Raw genomic sequence first — 20,215 nt, 5'->3', positions numbered from 1 at the left:
TCGCAAAAATGAGTTAGTTCTCCTATGCTTACATATGTGCAATGCGAATCATATATGCAAGTTAAAATCGCTGCAGCCTTCCCGCATAGAAGCCCATGGTGATCACGCCGCGTCAAAAAAAGAGCCCGGCATTCGCCGAGCTCTCAAATAAATCACTATTCACCATCTACGAAATACGAGTCTTCCCCTGCAGTAATAACAGCTTGGCCGCCAGTCAAATCCGTCATCCAGGCAATGAAGGCGTCAGCCTCCGTCGTCTCCGGCAGACAGCGAACCGTCACGCGGTCCGTAAAGTCCGTACCGCCGACTCGGGTACCCCTGGAGTGCAATTCGTTCTCCAGCTTGCCGTACCAGGTGTAGTCGACATCCACGAGCACTTCCCGGTGAAGCACCAGCTCGATCTCTTCCGCCGCTTCAATGCCCGCTACAGCTCCATCCGTATATGCGCGAACAAGGCCGCCGGCGCCAAGCATAATGCCGCCGAAATATCGCGTGACGACAACGACGACATTTTTCAGCTTCTTGTTCTTGATCACTTCCAGAATCGGCTTGCCAGCCGTTCCGCTGGGTTCACCGTCGTCAGAGGCCTTCTGGAACTGATCCCGCTCGCCGACGACATAAGCAGAGCAATTGTGCGTTGCCTGGCGGTGCAGCCGCTTGATCTCATCGATATAAGCGACTGCTTCTTCCTCCGTCTGCACGGGCTTCGCATAACCGATAAAGCGGGATCGCTTGATGATGATCTCTTTCTCCCCTACAGTCCTGACCGTGCGATATCGATTCAACATCGTATCTGTTCCCCTATTCCGCTTATCTTACAAGCGCGCTTCCAGCTCTGCCTTCTCTTTCTCGAAGCCAGGCTTGCCCAGCAACGCGAACATATTGCGCTTGTAAGCTTCCACGCCAGGCTGATCGAACGGATTAACGCCGAGCAGGTAGCCGCTAATGCCGCAAGCCTTCTCGAAGAAGTAGACCAGATAGCCGAAGGTGTAAGGCGTCATGTCCGCGATGTTCACGATCAGATTCGGCACTTCTCCGTCCGTGTGCGCCAGCAGCGTACCTTGGAACGCCTTCTTGTTGACGAAGTCCATCGTCTTGCCCTCCAGGAAGTTCAATCCATCCAGATCGTCGGCATCATGCTGAATCGTAATATGCTCCGCTACCTCTTCTACCTGAATGACCGTCTCGAAGATATTACGGTTGCCTTCCTGAATGAATTGTCCCATGGAATGCAGATCGGTAGAGAAGTCTACGGAAGCGGGATAGATGCCTTTATAATCCTTGCCTTCGCTCTCGCCGTACAATTGCTTCCACCATTCCGATACAAAGTGAAGGGACGGCTCATAGTTCACCAGAATCTCCGTTACTTTGCCCTTGCGGTATAATGCGTTGCGCACTGCGGCGTATTGATATGCTTCGTTCTCCGCCAAGTTCGGGTTCGCATATTCGGCGGCAGCATCGGCAGCGCCGTTCATCATCGCGTCGATATCGATGCCCGCAGCCGCGATTGGCAGCAAGCCTACTGCCGTCAGCACGGAATAGCGGCCGCCGACATCATCCGGAATAATGAAGGATTCGTAGCCTTCCTCGGTAGCCAGCTTCTTCAGTGCGCCTTTTTCTCTATCCGTTGTCGCATAGATCCGCTTGCGGGCAGCTTCCTTGCCGTATTTCTTCTCCAGCTCGGCGCGGAATACGCGGAATGCGATCGCAGGCTCCGTCGTCGTACCGGATTTGGAGATGACGTTGATCGACCAATCCTTGCCCTCCAGCAGCTGAAGCAGATGCTTCACATAGGTGGAGCTGATATTATTGCCCGCGAACAGCACTTGCGGCGTGCCGCGCTGCGCTTTGTCCTGCAGATTATAGAACGAGTTGGACAGCATCTCGATTGCCGCGCGAGCGCCAAGATACGATCCACCGATGCCGATGACGATCAGCACCTCAGAATCGGACTGAATACGTGCCGCCGCTTCCTTTATACGGGCGAATTCTTCTTTATCATAGTTGTTGGGAAGATCGATCCAGCCCAAGTAATCGGAGCCAGCACCCGTTCCATTATGTAATTGCTCATGCGCCAGGCGCACTTGCTCCGTCAGATTGTCAACCTCATGCTGGCCCACGAAGGACAGCGCCTTACTGTAATCGAACTGTACTGTTTTGCTCATCGTAACTTCAGACCTCCCGGATATATATATGAAAACCACTTTCAACATTGTACATAAGGATAGCGGATTTAACGCTCGAACACAAGTGTCTGAACGCTATTCCGCCCGCAATAAGCTCTAATAATAGGGGGAAATCATCAAATAAACGACTACGCCGGTGAAGCTGACATATAGCCATACCGGCATCGTCCAGCGTGAAATACGGCGATGCTTCTCCACCTGATTGGTCAGTCCTCGGATCGCAGACAGCAACGCGAGCGGCACGACTACAATCGCCAATACAATATGGGTAAGCAGTACAAAGAAATACAAGCCCCTGAGGAAGCCCTCGCCTCCATATGGCGTCGATTCCGTCAAATAGTGATACGTCACATAAGACACCAGGAACAGCGTTGTCGTCGTAAAGGCCATGCCGATAAATGACCGGTGCATGCGGATATTTTTCTTCTTGATCGCTACAAGGGCTACTACTAGCGCTAGAAACGTAAAGCTGTTGAATATGGCATTCAGCAGCGGCAGCAGCTTCACATCGAAGCCGATCTCCCCTTCATACCCAGGCAAAAAGAAGAGCACTGCAATAATGCCGACGAGCAACACCGTCAACACCGCCACAAGCGGCGTATAATTTTTCTCCTTCATCTTGCATCCTCCCATCACATTGGCTCACACTTTTACTTTATCCTAATTTGCGTAGAGGAAACCATCCTCAACTTGTCTCTTTTGTCACAAAAAAAGGAACAATTGATGAGCGCTGAAAGGCGGAAGCGCAATAGGAGGCTGCGCCGCATTTCTCGGCACAGCCCCCTATCAGCACGTTCTACTCCGTCATATAAGAACAGCAATAATCCGTCACTTGCTTTACTTGCAGCTTGAATCTCGTGTTTGCAGGAACTTGGAATTCACCTTCGCCTTGAATATGCAGCCATTCCTCTTCCCCAGGCAGCAGTACAAGCAGGTCTCCGCCTTGAATCTCCATAACTTCATGGCAATCGGTGCCGAATTCATATTCGCCGGGTAGCATAATACCCAGTGTCTTTTTCGTTCCATCCGGGAACAGCACGACCCGACTCGTCACTTTGCCTTCAAAGTAAACATTGGCTTTCTTAACGACTGCTACATTTTCAAATTGCGACATGGCGAAGATCCCCTCTATTTCGATGAAATGTGTCTTCAAACGGCATTGTGTTGCGTGATGCGTTACAGGCGTTACAGCAAGGCCTTTACTTTGTTCACAACGTTCTCAACCGTAAAGCCGTACTCCTCAATAACACGGCCGCCTGGTGCGGAGGCGCCGAAGGTGTCAATGCCGAGAATATCTCCTTGATCGCCCGTGTAACGTTCCCAGCCGAACGGAGATGCCATCTCCACAGCAAGGCGCGCCTTCACATCCGGAAGAATGACAGAGTCCCTGTATGCCTTGGGCTGCTTCTCGAACAGATCCCAGCTAGGCATGCTGATAACGCGAACGGAGATACCTTGCTTCGCCAGCTCCTGCTGTGCCGCTACCGCCAGCTGAACCTCGGAACCGGTCGCGATAATTTGCGCTTGCGGCTGACCGTCTGCCGCATCGGAGACGACATATGCCCCCTTGCGCACATTGTCTCGCGCGCCGGAGACAGCGCCTGCCAGAATCGGCAGGTTCTGACGCGTCAGCACGAGCGCTACCGGATTGTCCTTGTTCTCCAGCGCATAAGCCCATGCGGCGGACGTCTCGTTGCCATCGGCAGGACGAATGACCGTAAGGCCCGGAATGACGCGGATCGAAGCCAGCTGTTCAATCGGCTCGTGTGTCGGACCGTCTTCGCCGACCGCGATGCTGTCGTGCGTCAGAACATAGACGACCGGCTGCTTCATAAGCGCAGACAAGCGTACGGCTGGACGCAAGTAATCTGTGAATACGAAGAAGGTGCCGCCGTAGATTTTCAATCCACGATGCAGGCTGATGCCGTTCATCGCAGCTGCCATGCCGAACTCACGCACGCCGAAGTAAATATTGCGACCGTCGTAGCTGCCCGGCTTAAATTGCGGCAAGCCCTTCAGATTCGTCATCGTGGAGCTCTCCAGATCGGCGGAACCGCCAACGAGATTAGGAACGTTCTTCGCCAGCGCATTCAGCGCGTTGCCGGATGCGACACGTGTGGATACCGGCTTATCTTCCATAGAGTATACCGGAAGATCTCTATCCCAGCCTTCTGGCAGCTCTCCTGCAATAGCCTGTTCGAATGCCGCTGCAAGCGCCGGATGAGCTTCCTTGTAAGAAGCGAACATCGCATTCCACTGCGCATTGGCCTGCTCGCCCTTTGCTTTCACTTCCGCGAAGTGAGCGCGCACCTCGTCAGGTACGTGGAATGGCTGCTCCTCGGACCAGCCGTAGAATTGCTTCGTCAGCTTCGTCTCTTCTTCGCCTAATGGCGAACCGTGAGGTCCTGCATGGCCTCCCTTACCGCCTTTATTCGGACTTCCGTAGCCGATTACCGTCTTCACTTCAATCAGAGTTGGCTTGTCCAGCACCGCTTGCGCCTCAGCCATCGCTGCGGACATGGCTTCCAGATCGTTGCCGTCCGCTACGCGAAGCACTTGCCAGCCGTAGCCTTCGAAGCGGCTTTGCACGGTCTCGGAATAAGACAAGCTAAGCTCGCCGTCCAGGGAGATGTCATTGGAATCATACAGCACGACCAGCTTGCCAAGCTGCAGGTGGCCTGCGAGAGAAGCCGCTTCATGAGAGATACCTTCCATCAGATCGCCGTCGCCGCAGATCGAATAAGTAAAATGATTAATAATGTCGAAGCCGCTCTTATTGTAAGTAGCGGCAAGCTGCGCTTCCGCCATCGCCATTCCGACAGCCATCGCTACGCCTTGTCCCAGCGGACCCGTTGTCGCATCTACACCCGCCGTATGTCCGAATTCCGGATGGCCTGGCGTGAGAGAGCCCCACTGGCGGAAGTTTTTCAACTCGTCCAGCGGCAGATCGTACCCGGACAAATGAAGCAGGCTATATAGCAGCATAGAACCGTGACCAGCGGACAGCACGAAGCGGTCGCGATTAATCCACTCCGGATTCGCCGGATTATGATTCATATTTTTGGCGAATAACTGGTAGCCCATCGGCGCTGCGCCCATCGGCATGCCGGGATGTCCAGACTTCGCCTTCTCGATCGCATCGATGGCTAATGTGCGAATTGTGTCAATAGAGAGCTGTTCTATCGATTTTTGAGTGACTGTCATTTCCATTTCCTCCTAGAGTCATTACAGCTTCAATACTTGAACGTATTAAAGCTATAGAATTGTTTTGCATATTGTATCATTCACTATTAATTGAATACAACTGTCTTATTTTGATGCACGAGCACTCTGTCCTCGATATGCCACTTCACTGCGCGGGCCAATACGACGCGTTCAATCGTACGTCCGATTCGCTTCAAGCTGTCCACGTTATCACGATGGGTCACCCGCTGCACGTCCTGCTCAATGATCGGACCGCCGTCCAGCTCCTCCGTTACGTAGTGAGCCGTAGCGCCGATAATCTTCACCCCGCGCTTGTAGGCTTGCTGATAAGGCTTGCCGCCGACGAACGCCGGGAGGAATGAATGATGAATATTAATAATGCGGTTCGGGAATTGCTCGATGAACTTCGGTGAGATAATCTGCATATACCGTGCCAGTACGATCAGATCGGCCTTGCCGGATATCAGCTCCATCTGCTCGCGCTCCGCTTCTGCCTTCGTCTCCGGCGTAACGGGAACGTGATGGTACGGGATGCCGAACGATTCCACCTGCTCGCGCATATCGGGATGGTTGCTGATGACCATGGCGATATCCGCATCCAGATCGCCGGATCTCCACTGCCACAGTAGTTCCAGCAGGCAATGGTCCTCTTTCGATACGAAGATGGCAAGGCGCTTCTTGCGGGATGCGCGGAATGTGCTCCACTTCATATCGAAGCGGTCGGCGACTCGCGTGAAGTCTTCCACGATGACCGGCAATTCCTTCTCCAGATCATTCAGATCGAATTCGAATCGGATGAAGAACATGCCCCCTTCCGGGTCCATCGTATACTGGTCGGATTGCACGATATTCGCGCCATGCTCATGCAGGAAGTGTGATACAGTCGCCACGATGCCGGAACTGTCCGGACATGATATTAGCATGCGGGCGCGTCCTGCCGTCTTGCTTGCACCCGTTTGCGTTCCATTGCTATTCATTGACATATGCATTAATCTTCCTTTTCTCGTATGGTATGAAATTTATTCTATGATTGGACGAGCAGTTCCTTGCCGGCGAGACAAGCGGTCAGCCGCTGATTAACCTCTTCTTCGGAGAGCTCCGCAGACAGTGCGCCTTCGGCCAGCACAAGATCGTACAGCCGCTCCATCGGCTCGCGCGGGTCCGCTTTCCTCGCCTTGGCGTCGCCCTTCAGCACATCCCACGTCTCCAGCAGATAACCGCGCGGATCCAGTTCTTGCTTGCCGAAGAAGCCGTGCAGACGCTCCACATCCTCCAGGAAGCTCTCGCCCAGACGGCCTCTGACATTGCCGCGCAGCAAGGCGATCTCCGCTTCGTACATCGGACGCTGCTTCTTCGCATCCTTGCCGATCCATGGCGTCTCCAGAATGAACGGACGACCTTTCAGCGCCTCATGATGGACGATATTGCAGATCGTCTTGAAGCCCAGATAGCCGGCGCCGAGCGGCGCATGTCGGTCCTTGCCCGCCCCTTTCGGATTTTTGCTGTCGTTAATATGAACGACCGCCACGCGGTCCAGACCGACGATACGGTCGAACTGCTCCAGCACACCGTCCAGATCATTGTTCAGATCGTAGCCGGAATCATGCATATGGCAAGTATCCATGCACACCGTCAGTCGGCTGTTGTCCTGCACTTTATCGATGATAGAAGCGATTTCCTCGAAGCTGCGGCCGATCTCCGTGCCTTTGCCCGCCATCGTCTCCAGCGCAATATTCACATTGGTGCCGTTCGTGCCGGACAGCACCTCGTTCAGTCCCTCTGCAATGCGGTTAATGCCATAATCCGCGTCTTTATCCGTGTAAGCGCCGGGATGAAGTACAATGTTGCGCACGCCGATATGATCCGTTCTACGGATTTCCTCCTGCAAGAAGCGGACGGCCAGCTCGAACGTATCTTCCTTGTAGGAGCCCAGATTAATAATGTAAGGAGCGTGCACGACGATCTCGCCGAACCCCGACTCCTCCATCAGCGCCTTCCCTTCCTCAATATATAGCGATTCAATCGGTTTGCGTCTCGTATTTTGCGGCGCTCCCGTATAGATCATGAACGTGTTGGAGCCATAAGTAATGGCTTCTTTGGTTGCCGTGAGCAACCCCTTGTCCGAAAATGACACGTGGGAACCTATCTTCAACATTACTCAACCGCCCCTTTATCGTTAATCAACCCTTATTTTACAGGTAATGTCGAAATAAATCTAGGAATACGCTATAATTCAATTTGAGAGGTGACAAGCAACATGGACCAAGGGATTTGGTTTTACTTTATTTTGTTTTGGGCGATCGTCATGGTGGGCTCAATGGCCATCGGCGGCTTTTTCATGTTCCGCAAATTTCTGAAGGTGCTGCCGATGCGGGACGGCAAGTCCAAGCTGGATTGGCAAAACTACTGGGTCGAGAGAAGCCGCAGCATGTGGAACGAGGAATCCAAAGCACTCCTGAACGAGCTGGTATCGCCTGTTCCGACGGCATTCCGCGACATCGCCAAGCATTCCATCGCGGCCAAGATCGGTCAAGTCGCGATCGAGCAAGGCGCCTCCACGGTGACGAGGGATCATTGTATTGAAGGTTACATAAGAGCGACTCCCAAGCGCGACTATCGTAGTCTCGTCAGCTTCCTGGACCGTAAGGGAATCGACTATTCCGCCTACGAGCATTTGCTGAACAAATAAGATTTTCGCAACCTCTTCTGCATTCGCTTCGTCTTAATGTACAGGAGGTGGTTCTATCATGAACAACACGAATACGATGAAGAAGAAAGCCACTACGGCAGCAGTTCTCTTGCTTGCCTTAGCTCTATCGATGTCCGCCTGCAGCAATGCAAGCCAGGACCCCAACAATTCGGGGAACAGCCAAGGCAACAATGAATCGGTCGGATCGAATAATCTCCCGGATAATGACGGCGTGATGGATCCAGATACGCCGTCTGAAGGCGGAAGCGGGAACGATACCGCATCCGAGACGGGCGACAGCGGTGGTGACGACGAAGATAAGGGAAGCACCGGTGATGACGGTTCTACAGAAGCAATCCTTCACGGGGAAGGTACCTATACGGGCGCAATTGATTCCAATTCCGTGGAGATCAGGACAGACGAAGGGGCCAACGCTTACCGTCTAACGAGCGAATTGACTTCGATTATTGAAGAATTGCCCGCCGAAGCTAAGGTCAAATTCGAATATACGGAGAAAGTCATTGACAGCGAGAACAACGTGAAGCAGTTATGGCTTCAGTCCATTGAAGAAATCAAATAACTGCTGCTGTGATGTCAAATCCAAAGAGCACTTGACTTAATCGTCTCGTGCTCTTTTTTTATCCATGGCAGCTTAAGAGGACTCCCGCTTCTACAAGCCATGAGGTGAATCGGCGATTTTCACAATGGAAGTGATCGCTTCGCAAGTGGCGGAGTATTCATGGTAGAATGGAGATAGCAATTGAGCATCTGTAGAAGGAGGAACGTCGGATGAAGGTCGCTGTAACCGGAGGAACGGGCTTTATCGGGAAAGCTTTGACGCAAGCATTGCTTACGCGGGGGGATGAGGTAATTGTCATATCCAGACAGAATTCCGGGGCCGACCGCAGCCGAAGCGGCAAGTCTCCGCGCATTGTGACTTGGGATTCCTTGCAGCATAATTCAGCCAGTCTGAATGGGCTGGACGCAATCGTCAATCTTGCTGGAGAAAGCATTAACCAGCGGTGGACCGATTCCGCAAAATCACGCATACTGAACTCACGAATATGGGCTGCGGAACAAGTAGCTCAGCTTGCGAAGTCGCTGGAGCAGTTACCACAGGTAGTCGTCAATGCTTCGGGTATATCCGCTTACGGCATATCGCAAGATGAGGTGTTCGACGAAAGCAGCCCGACAGCCGTGACGGATTTTCTATCAGAGGTCGTCAAGCAATGGGAACAAGCCGCCGATCAAATACCGACAGCAAGACTTGTGAAGCTCCGAGTCGGGGTCGTGCTGGCAGATAAGGGTGGAGCTTTTCCGCTAATGGCCTTGCCTTATCGATTATTTGGAGGTGGCCCTGTCGGAAGCGGGGACCAAGGCTTGTCATGGATACACCTGCACGATATAGTGAGGCTCATCTTGTTCTGCCTGGACAATGACAGAATAAGCGGCCCTGTCAACGCCTCCGCGCCGCAACCGGTCTGCAACGATGAATTCGGAAGAGCGCTAGCCAGAGCCATGGGCCGACCACACTGGTTTCCTGTGCCGGCCTTCCTCATGCGCCTCCTCTTCGGCGAAATGTCGACGCTGTTGCTAGACGGTCAACGCGCTGTGCCGAAGAAATCGCTGGACTACGGCTTCCAATTTCTGTATCCGAATATAGACAATGCAATGGAGCAATTGGTTGGCAAACATCAGCCCAATCAACGAAGTGATTAGCGTAAATTGATCTCATAGCTTGGTCCCTTCTCTCCCGCCAAATGAATAACGTCCCCTTGCGTTAAGCTGTAAGTTTTGTATGGGATCATGAGCTTGCCGTTCAGAAGGCTCCCGTTGCGGGAGCCCAAGTCCTTCGCCTGATGCTCGTCATCTTTGCTCTCAATCTCCAGATGAACGCGGGATACGCCTTCCGCCAATTCGGAATAGTGCACCCCTTCCGCCGCTCTTCCTATTTTGAACGGTTCCGTTCCCGCCAATTCAATTGTCTCTTCCCGCCCGTCCCACTTTCGCTTCAACCATAACACAGGAGCCGCGGCGTGTTCATCGGGCGGGACATTCAACTCACCACTATCTTCCCTTTCCAGCACGGTCGTTGGTGCAATTGTCATTGCCGGAGACAGTACGGCAGAGTGAACGGGTTCAGCATTTCCATGATGCCTGTCGATATTGCCAGTCTGCCTTGACTCTGAGGACATCTCAGGCTTAGGCGGTCTGACGCTTCCGGCTACGGAATAACTGCCCAGGGAGTGCGTAGTGCCTTCCTTATGAATCGGATTAGGCTCCCAGAATATTTTCTTGCGCAGCATATCTGTACTGGGTTCGAACAACCCGTCGTCTTCCTCGCTATCCTTGACAGTTGACAATAGTCCGCTTCCTCTTCTGCCCATATACACCGAGACAGCCAGTATCATAAGTGTAAGGCCTGCACTGGAGAGAAGACCGGGCATAGATGGGGCAGGCAAATAGATGAAACGCCATACGCAAGCTGTAGCAAGCAGAGCAACTGCATAAATCAGCCATTTACCCTTGCTCGCTTTCGATGACACATTCTCTTCCTCCCACTCATCATCCACATTCTCCATGATCTCACTGTCGGAATGACTCCAAGAGCTTGTTTGAACAGGCTTCAATTGCATCTCCGAAGAGGCAGGTGAACTTAATGTTGCAGCTTTCGCGCGTTCTCCCCCTGCTATCGCCCTACCACCGACAGTAGATCTTTCCGAGTGCTGAGAAGTGTCTGTCTTAACGTCGAATTCCCGGTTAACGGACTCCATCTCCTGTGGCAAAGAGCCTATATCGGCGGGTATTGATGATTGCTCCTTCACATCACCAAGCATGTCCAGCAACGTTTTTTGCAGCTCTGCCAATGGCCACCTGCTTGCGCTTAGCAGCTGAAAAATTCGCTTCAAGCCCTCCCCGTCGATATGATCAACATAAGACGTCCATCGGACGGCGAGAGACAAGAGCTCGCTTGCGCCTGGCGCTTGCTCTTCCACATCCGTTTTCAGTGGAATATACGGAAGACGAATATCTCCGAACCGTTCGCCCATAAATATGAACGAATCGCCAAGCAAGCACCCTTCGGGACGAAGCATATAGTCTCTGCATTCCGCCAAAGCATCGGTAACACTCAACAGCAAACTATAGTATTGACTCATCGTAAGCGGCTGCTGCTGTAAGCGATGAACCAGCATTTTCATTCCCGAGAGCGCATAGCGAAACGTCAGCTTCCCGTCCAGCTCGAACCAATCGACCGGGAGCAGATGCGGAACAGACTCGGCACAGAGCATGTTCATCTCTATATCATCCAACTCGTCGCGGTATATCCCCTTCTTCCGATCTACAATCATTACGTGTCCCCGATTCATGGCAAAATCAATGCGGAAACCATGCATCGCCATCACATCCCCCACCCTTTCAAGTTAATCCTACATCACCCATAGCACTATGGCGGCAGGAGCAACAGCTAACATGAATGGAAAACTGCTGTGGTATGTCCTCCTGCTCCCCGGCAGCGTCCTGCGCAGCGCAAGCAGCGCCAAGCCGATCAATCCGCCGAACAGCATCGAAAAAAGCATTAACTGCAGCACATTCCCGATGCCAAGCCAGGCGCCCGCAGCCCCGAACAGCTTCACGTCTCCGGCTCCTATACTCTTCAGCCCATACAGCAACAATAAAGGCACGAAACCTGCGGCAGCTCCCAGCATTGAATCCATCAACTGTTGCCAGCCACCGGACAAGAGCCCATACAGGCAGCCTCCCAAGAAAAAACCTCCAGTGAGAGCATTGGGAATCCGCTGCCACCGAACATCCGTCAAAAACGCTGCAGCAAGCAAAATAGCTGTCGCCAAGCCGGATAACATCATCCATTCCCTTCCTTCCACTATTCCAGTTCCTGTTCTTGCTTCTCTACGATAAAATGACGGGACACCTGACGCTCGCCATCTGAGGTTGAAATAGTCAACTGCCATATCCCTGGCGTCGTATTGCCCGAGACATGCCAAGTCCACTGTACGAAGCCATTCTCGTCAGCTACAGCCTCTCCAAGGTGCTTCGCCTTGCTGCTTCCGCTCTTGTACAATACGCCTAACGAGACCCTCGCTCCCGGATTCGTTCTAGCCGTTACTGTTGCCTTGCGTCCCGGACGTAAGGGCGAGGGATGAACAGCTACGACCTGCAGCGTCAAGACTTCTCCTTCAACTCCATTTTCCGAGCCGTATTGAGCAGCCTTCGCATCGCTTAGCCATACCCTTTCCGAAGCTCGCTCGCGCAGCACTAGTGGCTTTCCGAAGAAGGGAAGCTTAAGGGGATATTGATACTCCAAGACAATGGACAAATATGCGGGATCTCTTCTCTGCAAATCGGGAAGAGTCAGCTTGGCAAGCGCGATGCGATCGGAGTCCAATACGGCATCATCCTTCATTGCCTTCCGGATATAAGGCTCCACCGCATGTCGTCCCAATTCCGAAGCGGCCAAATTGACGAGCGGCTGCCAGTCACCGCGCAGTGCGGAGGCAACCAGCTCGCCTGCGGGCTCTGGCAGCCATTCCGCTCCAGAGGCCGCGATCTCTTCCCAGCCGGATAAGCCAGCTGGGCCTCCAGGCAGCGTAGGCAGGTGTGCCGCTGCAAGAGCGACGGGCCGCATATGCGCCGCCAGCTGCCGTGCGGTATTGGATGCTGCGGAGTGCAGCGCCATTTGCGCTGCGCATAACGAGATCAGCATAATGAAGACCATAAGCACAATTAGCAGGAATGGCGTCACAATTGCCGCTTCCAGTACAATGGAGCCGAGCTGCTCCTCTTTCAGTCCTTTTTGCTCCTTCGAGCGCCCCATTCTTGGAAGGTTCATTACTCTTTTAATCGTATTAATAGGACCAGCCAACAATTTTACGGCTTTCATAGCGGTTGCCTGCCACCTTCCCGTCCAGCATCCCCCATTTTCCCAATAGCTTCATTACACCGGGCAGGAACAGCAGCTTTATGGACAGCCTTGCTTCTCCCGTCACTCCAGCCGGCACGGAGGAGAGTTTTAAATTCCCGTTCTGTTCAATAACAGCGATCATACGAGCGAGCCTCTCTTCCCGTTGCCCGCCATGCAGCAGCATGAACATACGCAGATAGTCCTTGTAGCCCAGATCGATCTTTGCGTATTTCGACAATGGCGCAGCCCCCCTCTCCGCCAAAGACAGCATATCTGCCGTCGCGCCTTCCAATCCGTACACGATAGCTGCAGAGAGAATCAACAGTGGATGCCCCAACGACCTGCTCGCAATTAGTCCTTCCATTGTTCGTATGGCCAGACGCACCGAGAACAGTTCCCCGTAGGCGGCAATCAGATTGCCCGTCGGAGTGTGAAAGCCGTAGAGCACATATTCTGCCTCCTGATTATGGAAGGAACTCAGGCCCGCCAAGCCGGAGATATCTCCGTTGCTCATCAAACCAAACAAATGCTGCGGCTCGAAGCGAGAGTATCTGGCCACTACATACTCGCCGAAATAAAAGTTGTCTCTGGTGTGCCGCAGCATATCCGACAAGCCGGCGAACATATTATCCATCGTAGCAGACGATTGGCGGGCGGCTTCATAGGCTTCACCCGCAGGTTGCTGCAGCTGTGATGATCCGTCGTCACTCTGCGTATTGAATAGAAGACTTTCCCGATATCGCTTCTCGACCTCTCGGAATTGGCGCGTATGCTCATCGTTCGACGGCATGGATGCAATACCGTTCAGCAGATTACGCGCTTGCCTCCATCGTGCTTCAGCCTTGCTTTCCTGTTCCTTTAGCTTTTTCTTCAGCTCGCCGCCTGCCAGTATTTGCTGGCGATTCCGCAATACGCTGCCCGGCACAACATACCGTTCGTGATAAAGCCGGTAAGCCGTATGAATGGCAGTGAGACTATTCGAAAGTGTTGCTGAGTGAACATGCTGAGCTCCCGGATTGGACATGGCTGTCTGCAAGTTCGACATCCATTGACTGCCTGCGTGAATATAGCCTGTTCCGTCCGCTCCTTGCTGCAACAGCTCCTGCTTATAATTGGCGAACCATTCCGCTCCTAGCACCAGCTCCTTGCCTGCCTTACGCACCTCCGCCAGCTCAGCCTCCTCGCTGCCGAGCATCCCGCTGCCGGTAGAGCCAGGCACCTTACTCCCGGATATTGCATCGTACGCCGCATTCGCATCACGATTCGCCCGTTCTGCTGTCCGACGCATCTCCTCATTTAGCGCTCCCGCCTTCTCAAGCTCCTCCTCAGCTTTCCCTATGAACTCCATATGCCGAAAATGCAGGCTGTCCCCTGCCCTTCTGATGGCATCGTTCAAGCTCCATACTTCCTGCTCATACTTGGCAGTCTCACTCTTATACAACGGCTCCCCATCCTCCGGCAAGGATAGGTCATACAGCTTCATCTCCGCATAAGCGCTATAACCTTGAACTGCCGCGGCTGCTGTACCTGCGAATCCTCCGCCCACACCAATCGGTATTAGCGAATGAACAGCGCTTCCTCGCAGCTCGTCCGCCGCCTGCTGCTGGAACTTGAAGACTGCCTCTATGTGTCCTTCTCTCTTCTCATATAAATGTCGCAGCTGCGTCAAGGTGTCTACCGCATGAGAGGCTTCTTTCATTGCACCAGCCAGTGGAGCCAGCCGAGCTGCGATCTCCAGCGTGAAGTCTATCGGCGCTTTGTACTTCATCTCCTCCAGCACGCTTCTTGCGAACACCTCATGCTCCCCTAGCGTAAGCAATGTGTGCACCTCCGCCCCCTCGACCCGTGCTTCCATAATCGTGAAGGTGGATGACGAGCTCTTCTCCAGATTCCCTTCCAACACTTGCCGAAAAATCTCCTTCCCATCCGTTCCGCCCCTGCCGAACAAACCATAACGCTCGTATAGCCATGTGTCATAAGCCGACAAGACGGAACGTACGCCGGATCGGGCCGTATCCTCCGCAAGCTTGTGCAGAGCGGCAATTCTGGCATAATCAATCAACACCGCGAAGAACAGCAGCAACGAAGACAATACAACGACAGCAAATATCGTAACCGCTCCGTCATCCCGCCATAGTAGACGATTCACTCCGTCCAGCCGCCTCATCGCTTCCCTCCTATGCCGCTTCCGCCTCCGTAAGAAGCCAATACTTCGCCGGCGTCTGCCTTGGCTCTTCGGGCGTCTGCCCGATTGGCGAACTTGGTTGTATAATATCTAACGAGCTCTACACTACGCATAAATTCTACTGGGTCCACTACACTGCCGGAATAGACGACCTCCCGCCCTTCTGACATCTCTCCCGACTTCCATGACAGCTTCGATACGACAGTCTGCACCAGCCTGCTCTCCACAGCGCCCGTCAATCCGCTTACACCGTAGCTGATTTCGCCCTTATACGCCAGCTCGCTTCCATTCATCCACCACGCTGCGTTCAGAAGCTTTCGCGTAGTCAAGCCGTTGTCATCCGAACTATTCGCTTTGTCTACGGGCAACGGTATCACCGTGCGTCCGTTATCCCCAGCAAGACCGAACAAGCTGGCGATCGTACCGTCCGTTCCCAATCGCCGATACAGTCCGTCATAATTCGGCCGCAATAATATCCCGCTAGCAGGATCACGATGGCTGTTGTCCCAAGCGAACGCCGCCCTTTCCGATGTAATGGCTGCTGCATACACCGCAACGACCTTTTGATTCAGATACAGTCCTAGCGCCAAAAACAGCAGCACGACTGCAAACAAAAGAGGGAATACGATAGCGGATTCCAGCGTATAGCTCCCGCAATCCCCTGACAACCACATACGCCATCGTCTTGGCAGCCTAAAATATCTTGTTCGCCTGATCATCCGCTTTGTCCATCAAATCACTCACCAATGCAATAATCCAATCTTTGAATAGAAGGGCGATAATAATGACGACCGCTATAATCAGAATGACCTCAAGCGTGCCCAGCCCGCTATCATTCCGAAAGAAACGCCGCGCCTTCTCCGACCAATTTCTCCATGCACCAAATAACATATTCATTCATCCCTTCTTATCAAATTCTTCACAGCACCATAACAGCGGGCGCTGCGACAAGCACCATCATCACTAGCAATATTGCCACCAGCGGAAAAACCAGCTTGGACGAGGCTTCCTCCCCGCTAGTGCGGGCAATCTCCTTCCGCTTCTCCCATAACGAGTAGGTTAGCTCACGCAGTGCTAGCACAAATTGATCGCCTCCTCTTCGGTAATTCAGCAAAATTGCGGTGGTGAACACAGCAACCTCCTGAATCGCGCAGCTGCGGTTGAACCGTTCCATGACCGAGCTGAACGACTGACCATTGCGCAGAGCCTCCGCTGCCGCTTCCCATTCCTTATACAGCGGATGGTCGCTCCCTTCCCGTCCCTCCAGACAGCGTTGAAACGAATTCGCTACCGTATCGCCTGCTCCTACTAAAAGCATAAGTCTGCTAATGGCACCTGGAAGCGCGGCCACCATCATCCTCTTCCTTCTCTCCAGCTCGCGTCTTGCTTCCACATACGGTCTGCACAGCAGAACGATACCAAGCAGCAACCCGACCAGGAGCAGCAAGTTCTCCTTCCCAATCCAAGCCAACCACGCCCCTCCCGTTAATGCGGCATAGCTCCCTCCCACTGCTGTCGCCGCTTCTCGCCTGCTCCGCTCAATCGTCCACGACCGACCCTTCAGCACAGCCAGCTTCATATGGAACGCATTGAACTGCATAGCCAGCTTGTCATACAGACCAAACTGCTCCAACAGCTTGAGGAATGGCTCTTCCAACAGCATCTCCTTGGCATGCGCCTTGCCCCGCATTCCCCCTCTTCCCGATAACAGCCCCTTCCCGAATCGGCGTAATGCCTCGCCGCCAAGTCCATATAGCCAGCAAGCAGTGAGCAGCACCGCAGCAACAGCAGCCATCTTATGGCCTCCTTCACAGCGTTATAGACATCATCCGATGCATCATCCAGAAGCACAACGCCAGGATCAGAAGGGCGGCCGTCAGCAAGACATACCCGGGCGAGCTGTACAGCGGCTTCATATAATCGGGCGCAGCCAAGCTCAAGAAGAGCATGAATACGAACGGGACAGCCATCATAATGCGCGCCTCGAATCGCTTCTGGGCAATCAGCACCTTGATTTCCGATTCAACGCCCAGCTTCTCGCCGATAATAGAGGAAGTTCGTCTCATCACAACTAGCATGTCCCCTCCTGAGCGCTTGCAGGTGGATACTGCTTCCGAGAAGTCGACAATTTCTTCAATGCCTGCTCGCACGGCCAGCGACTTAAGACCGCGCTCTAGCGGTTCTCCGGAGTCAAGCAAATGACAGATTCTCTGGAATTCCAGCAGGATGAACGTAGAGGCATCAGGGTACAGCAATCGCAAATCTTCCAGCGTCGTCCTGAAAGCCACCTCCAGTGAACGGCCAGCCGCGAGTGAAGAGGCCAACGCGTACAGCGCTTCTTTGAATTGCAGCTTAAGCATATTGCGTCTTCTCTCCAGCATGGCTGCCCGTCTGTATCTTGGTGCCAGAAGTCCTCCTAATGAAGCGAATATGGCGACCGCAACGGATTGGTAGAACAGGTAAGCCCCGAAGAAGAGTAGCGTCCCGCCAAATATTATAGATAGAAGGAGTTCTCGTTCCGCCAATCGGTACGAACAATAACTTAATGGCTGATCTCCCCTTCTCTGCGACTTCTTCTCCAATAACGAGTCCCAGCCTGACCATCGAAGCAACCGATTCAATCTTTTCTTTTTCAGAAGCTCAGCTCTCTGCACCAATGATCTCCAGCCCCTTTCCCGCCATATCCAGCTTTGCTGTTCTCTGCAGACGATGATCTGAACGGATCAATCTTCCCTCCACGCTTCCTCTGTCCGCCTCCCGATACAAGAATAATGGACGATGGCTGATCTCTCCATTATTAACGCCTGTAATCTCGCTAATCTCCACCACTTTACGGGAGCCGTCCCGGAACCTGGCCAGATGAAGCATAATGTCTATGGCCGACGCCATCTGTCCCCGGATGACGGGCAGCGGCAACTCTGACGCTCCGATCACCATCGTCTCCAGACGACCCAGCATATCCTTCACGCTATTGCCGTGTCCGGTCGATATGGAGCCCTCATGGCCGGTATTCAGCGCTTGAAGCATGTCCAGCGCTTCCCCACCGCGTACTTCGCCGATGATAATCCGATTGGGACGCATTCTGAGAGAGGCTCGTATAAGATCGCGAATGGTCACCTCGCCCTTCCCTTCCGTATTAGCATTTCTCGTCTCCAGGGAGACAAGATTAGCAATCGTGGCGAGCTGTAGCTCTGCCGAATCTTCGATGGTCACGATACGTTCGTCAGTTGGGATGAATTGGGACAGAGCGTTCAAGAATGTCGTCTTTCCCGTACCTGTACCCCCGCTTATGAAAATATTGTATTTGGATTCAACCAGCGTCTTAAGAAAATTTGCCGCAGTCTCCGTCAACGTTCCCCTCATTACCAGTTGATCCATCGTCATCGGCTGCTCTGGAAATTTGCGAATCGTCATGCAAGGGCCCTTCAAGGCAACCGGCGGAAGCACGACATGCACGCGGGAGCCATCCTTCAGGCGTGCATCTACGATCGGTGTCGATTCATTCACAATGCGATTCACGCCAGCGACGATAGATTGAATGAGATCCTCCAGTTTCTCCCGACTTTCGAACGAGGCTGCCAGCCTGCTTATCTCTCTCGCCCGTTCAACGAAAATCTCCTCATGATTGTTGATCATAATCTCATTCACTTCGGGGTCTTCCATCAACGGTTGGAGAATGTCCAGTCCTCTGAAGGAATGGAACAGTCTCCGCACGTACCCGACCTTCTCGGAAGCTGTTAGTGGATGCTGATGGCTCCACTCCATCACCACACTCTCAGCGGTCGTCATCAGCTCTTCGTCGCTTAGAGCTACGCTGAAATCCAATCGGGACCGCACTTGCTCCCGCAGCGCTATCATAGCTTCATTAGCGGACATGGGCACACTCACCCTCCAACAGCCGCTCCAGCAGCTTATCGACAGCAGCTCTGAATTGCGGCGATGACAACAATGTTCCGCCAGTCTGCCATTCGTGTACGAAGGGAAGCCCATAGGGATGTCTCACCCTAAGTTGCATACCGCTTGACTTGTTGTAAACCAGCTTCATCTTGTCTTGCGCCGCTTGAAATTCCTCCCCCCAGCGTTGGCGGGCATAGGCCATAGCCAGTTCATGCTTGCCCACTATAACAGGATCTTCCGTCAAAACCATAAGCATATAGCGGGATCGTTCCATTAACGCTGCACGCATATCATCACAGGTGTCATCGCCATCCACAAGGATCACATCGTATTCCTCTGTCTCAGCAATCAGCTCCAACAGGGCGGAAGCGTCCTCTGGCGTCAGAGTCAGCCTGTCCTCAACATTATTGAAGGCCGACACGTAATCCGATTTTAGCAGCGGATGGTATTGGCGATGACGAACAAGCCACTGCCTGGCTGTGCTGAACTTGGCCTTGATCTCATACAGCAGCTCAGACATCCCTTCCCCTCCTGTCCCATCCGTTCCCAGCCATAACATTGATGTGTTCCAACGTTCCAGATTCAAATAGAAAGTTCGAAGTCCTCTAGTGCCTGCTGCATGCGCCAAATGAAGCGCCAATGCCGTCTTGCCTACTCCGCCAGCGCTTGAGGATACCGTTATAACGCCGCAGCCGCTAGCTTGGCCTGAAGCAGCTGTCGCAGATCGGGCCGGCTTCCCGATGCTGCGGCTGTGCCATTCCGTTAATCCTTTCAGCAGCATCGGGAGAGACTGATACTTCAGCAGTTCGCGAAGCGCGCCGCTCTCGCCCAGCTTGTCTACTAAAGCCACGGCAGGAATAGCCGCAATGAGATGTTCCAGTTCCTTCAGAAGTTCCGGCTCTGCTGCCACTAGGTGCACGTCATAGCCCTTGTCGATATACCGCCTGCAAGCGTCCGCGCTTGTGAACGCCGTTACACTCCATGATTCGCTATAAGGACTGTCCCGCACATAATCAGCCAGCCGTTTCATATATTCTCCGTCTTGCATCACTACCGCCAATAGATAGCGCATCCCCTCTCTCCTTTCCTCCATAACAAAAAAAGCACCGCAAAGGGCGCAGCTGGCTGCTGCC

General features: G+C 53.2%; 20 protein-coding genes. 3 read left to right on the top strand and 17 right to left on the bottom strand.

The genetic code is table 11. The annotated features are described in order from the left end of the window. Positions 1 to 155 precede the first annotated feature (155 nt). The 7 genes from ACFQ2I_RS17815 to ACFQ2I_RS17785 form a co-directional block, all read right to left on the bottom strand. Positions 156 to 788, bottom strand: coding sequence for a YigZ family protein (locus tag ACFQ2I_RS17815; RefSeq protein ID WP_377566555.1), 633 nt, complete (start codon positions 786 to 788; stop codon positions 156 to 158). Positions 789 to 815: 27 nt separating this feature from the next. Then, positions 816 to 2,165 carry a glucose-6-phosphate isomerase gene (locus tag ACFQ2I_RS17810; protein ID WP_377566553.1) on the bottom strand — a complete coding sequence of 450 codons (1,350 nt, stop codon included), beginning with the start codon at positions 2,163 to 2,165 and terminating at the stop codon, positions 816 to 818. A 117-nt stretch (positions 2,166 to 2,282) separates the two neighbouring features. After that, positions 2,283 to 2,804 carry a DUF420 domain-containing protein gene (locus ACFQ2I_RS17805; RefSeq protein WP_377566551.1) on the bottom strand — a complete coding sequence of 174 codons (522 nt, stop codon included), beginning with the start codon at positions 2,802 to 2,804 and terminating at the stop codon, positions 2,283 to 2,285. Positions 2,805 to 2,982: 178 nt separating this feature from the next. Beyond that, complete coding sequence (ppnP, locus tag ACFQ2I_RS17800) at positions 2,983 to 3,300, bottom strand: pyrimidine/purine nucleoside phosphorylase (protein WP_377566549.1); 318 nt, start codon at positions 3,298 to 3,300, stop codon at positions 2,983 to 2,985. A 71-nt stretch (positions 3,301 to 3,371) separates the two neighbouring features. Further along, on the bottom strand, positions 3,372 to 5,390 hold the full coding sequence (gene tkt, locus ACFQ2I_RS17795) for a transketolase (RefSeq protein ID WP_377566547.1): 2,019 nt from the start codon (positions 5,388 to 5,390) through the stop codon (positions 3,372 to 3,374). A gap of 86 nt (positions 5,391 to 5,476) precedes the next feature. Then, on the bottom strand, positions 5,477 to 6,367 hold the full coding sequence (purU, locus tag ACFQ2I_RS17790; protein WP_377566720.1) for a formyltetrahydrofolate deformylase: 891 nt from the start codon (positions 6,365 to 6,367) through the stop codon (positions 5,477 to 5,479). Positions 6,368 to 6,414: 47 nt separating this feature from the next. After that, positions 6,415 to 7,545 (bottom strand): deoxyribonuclease IV, encoded by a 1,131-nt coding sequence (locus ACFQ2I_RS17785; RefSeq protein WP_377566545.1) that lies wholly within the window; start codon positions 7,543 to 7,545, stop codon positions 6,415 to 6,417. A 102-nt stretch (positions 7,546 to 7,647) separates the two neighbouring features. Here ACFQ2I_RS17785 and ACFQ2I_RS17780 point away from each other — a divergent pair, with 102 nt between their 5' ends. The 3 genes from ACFQ2I_RS17780 to ACFQ2I_RS17770 all read left to right on the top strand — a co-directional run bounded on the left by ACFQ2I_RS17780 (position 7,648) and on the right by ACFQ2I_RS17770 (position 9,798). Continuing rightward, positions 7,648 to 8,079 (top strand): DUF2621 domain-containing protein, encoded by a 432-nt coding sequence (locus tag ACFQ2I_RS17780; RefSeq protein ID WP_377566543.1) that lies wholly within the window; start codon positions 7,648 to 7,650, stop codon positions 8,077 to 8,079. A 58-nt stretch (positions 8,080 to 8,137) separates the two neighbouring features. Then, positions 8,138 to 8,659, top strand: coding sequence for a hypothetical protein (locus ACFQ2I_RS17775; protein WP_377566541.1), 522 nt, complete (start codon positions 8,138 to 8,140; stop codon positions 8,657 to 8,659). 209 nt (positions 8,660 to 8,868) lie between these two features. Continuing rightward, positions 8,869 to 9,798 carry a TIGR01777 family oxidoreductase gene (locus ACFQ2I_RS17770; RefSeq protein WP_377566539.1) on the top strand — a complete coding sequence of 310 codons (930 nt, stop codon included), beginning with the start codon at positions 8,869 to 8,871 and terminating at the stop codon, positions 9,796 to 9,798. On the opposite strand, the gene ACFQ2I_RS17765 is transcribed toward ACFQ2I_RS17770, so the two are convergent. The 10 genes from ACFQ2I_RS17765 to ACFQ2I_RS17720 are packed head-to-tail and all read right to left on the bottom strand — an operon-like array spanning position 9,795 to position 20,154. Further along, positions 9,795 to 11,480: a DUF6382 domain-containing protein gene (locus ACFQ2I_RS17765; RefSeq protein ID WP_377566537.1), complete on the bottom strand. Its 1,686-nt coding sequence runs from the start codon at positions 11,478 to 11,480 to the stop codon at positions 9,795 to 9,797. The two genes, ACFQ2I_RS17770 and ACFQ2I_RS17765, sit on opposite strands and share 4 nt — an antisense overlap. A 27-nt stretch (positions 11,481 to 11,507) precedes the next feature. Further along, complete coding sequence (locus tag ACFQ2I_RS17760; RefSeq protein WP_377566535.1) at positions 11,508 to 11,945, bottom strand: A24 family peptidase; 438 nt, start codon at positions 11,943 to 11,945, stop codon at positions 11,508 to 11,510. Between the two features lie 17 nt (positions 11,946 to 11,962). Then, positions 11,963 to 12,979, bottom strand: coding sequence for a TadE family protein (locus ACFQ2I_RS17755; RefSeq protein WP_377566533.1), 1,017 nt, complete (start codon positions 12,977 to 12,979; stop codon positions 11,963 to 11,965). After that, a complete protein-coding gene (locus ACFQ2I_RS17750; RefSeq protein ID WP_377566531.1) occupies positions 12,945 to 15,167 on the bottom strand; it encodes a TadE/TadG family type IV pilus assembly protein in 2,223 nt (740 codons plus the stop codon). The genes ACFQ2I_RS17755 and ACFQ2I_RS17750 overlap by 35 nt, the downstream gene beginning before the upstream one ends. Next, a complete protein-coding gene (locus ACFQ2I_RS17745) occupies positions 15,164 to 15,859 on the bottom strand; it encodes a TadE/TadG family type IV pilus assembly protein (protein ID WP_377566529.1) in 696 nt (231 codons plus the stop codon). Before ACFQ2I_RS17745 ends, ACFQ2I_RS17750 begins: the two co-directional genes overlap by 4 nt. Before the next feature lie 19 nt (positions 15,860 to 15,878). Further along, positions 15,879 to 16,082, bottom strand: a complete 204-nt coding sequence (locus ACFQ2I_RS17740; protein WP_377566527.1) for a Flp1 family type IVb pilin — start codon at positions 16,080 to 16,082, stop codon at positions 15,879 to 15,881. 22 nt (positions 16,083 to 16,104) lie between these two features. Beyond that, positions 16,105 to 16,980, bottom strand: a complete 876-nt coding sequence (locus ACFQ2I_RS17735) for a type II secretion system F family protein (RefSeq protein WP_377566525.1) — start codon at positions 16,978 to 16,980, stop codon at positions 16,105 to 16,107. 13 nt (positions 16,981 to 16,993) lie between these two features. Beyond that, positions 16,994 to 17,839: a type II secretion system F family protein gene (locus tag ACFQ2I_RS17730; RefSeq protein ID WP_377566718.1), complete on the bottom strand. Its 846-nt coding sequence runs from the start codon at positions 17,837 to 17,839 to the stop codon at positions 16,994 to 16,996. Next, a complete protein-coding gene (locus ACFQ2I_RS17725; RefSeq protein WP_377566523.1) occupies positions 17,826 to 19,061 on the bottom strand; it encodes a CpaF family protein in 1,236 nt (411 codons plus the stop codon). The genes ACFQ2I_RS17730 and ACFQ2I_RS17725 overlap by 14 nt, the downstream gene beginning before the upstream one ends. Then, the gene (locus ACFQ2I_RS17720; protein WP_377566521.1) at positions 19,051 to 20,154 is read right to left on the bottom strand and encodes a hypothetical protein; all 1,104 of its coding nucleotides are present in this window, start codon (positions 20,152 to 20,154) and stop codon (positions 19,051 to 19,053) included. The genes ACFQ2I_RS17725 and ACFQ2I_RS17720 overlap by 11 nt, the downstream gene beginning before the upstream one ends. Positions 20,155 to 20,215 lie beyond the last annotated feature (61 nt).

Source organism: Paenibacillus chungangensis, from assembly GCF_042675905.1.
In the GTDB taxonomy this organism is placed as follows: domain Bacteria; phylum Bacillota; class Bacilli; order Paenibacillales; family Paenibacillaceae; genus Pristimantibacillus; species Pristimantibacillus chungangensis.
This window is presented reverse-complemented; position numbering and strand designations above follow the sequence as displayed.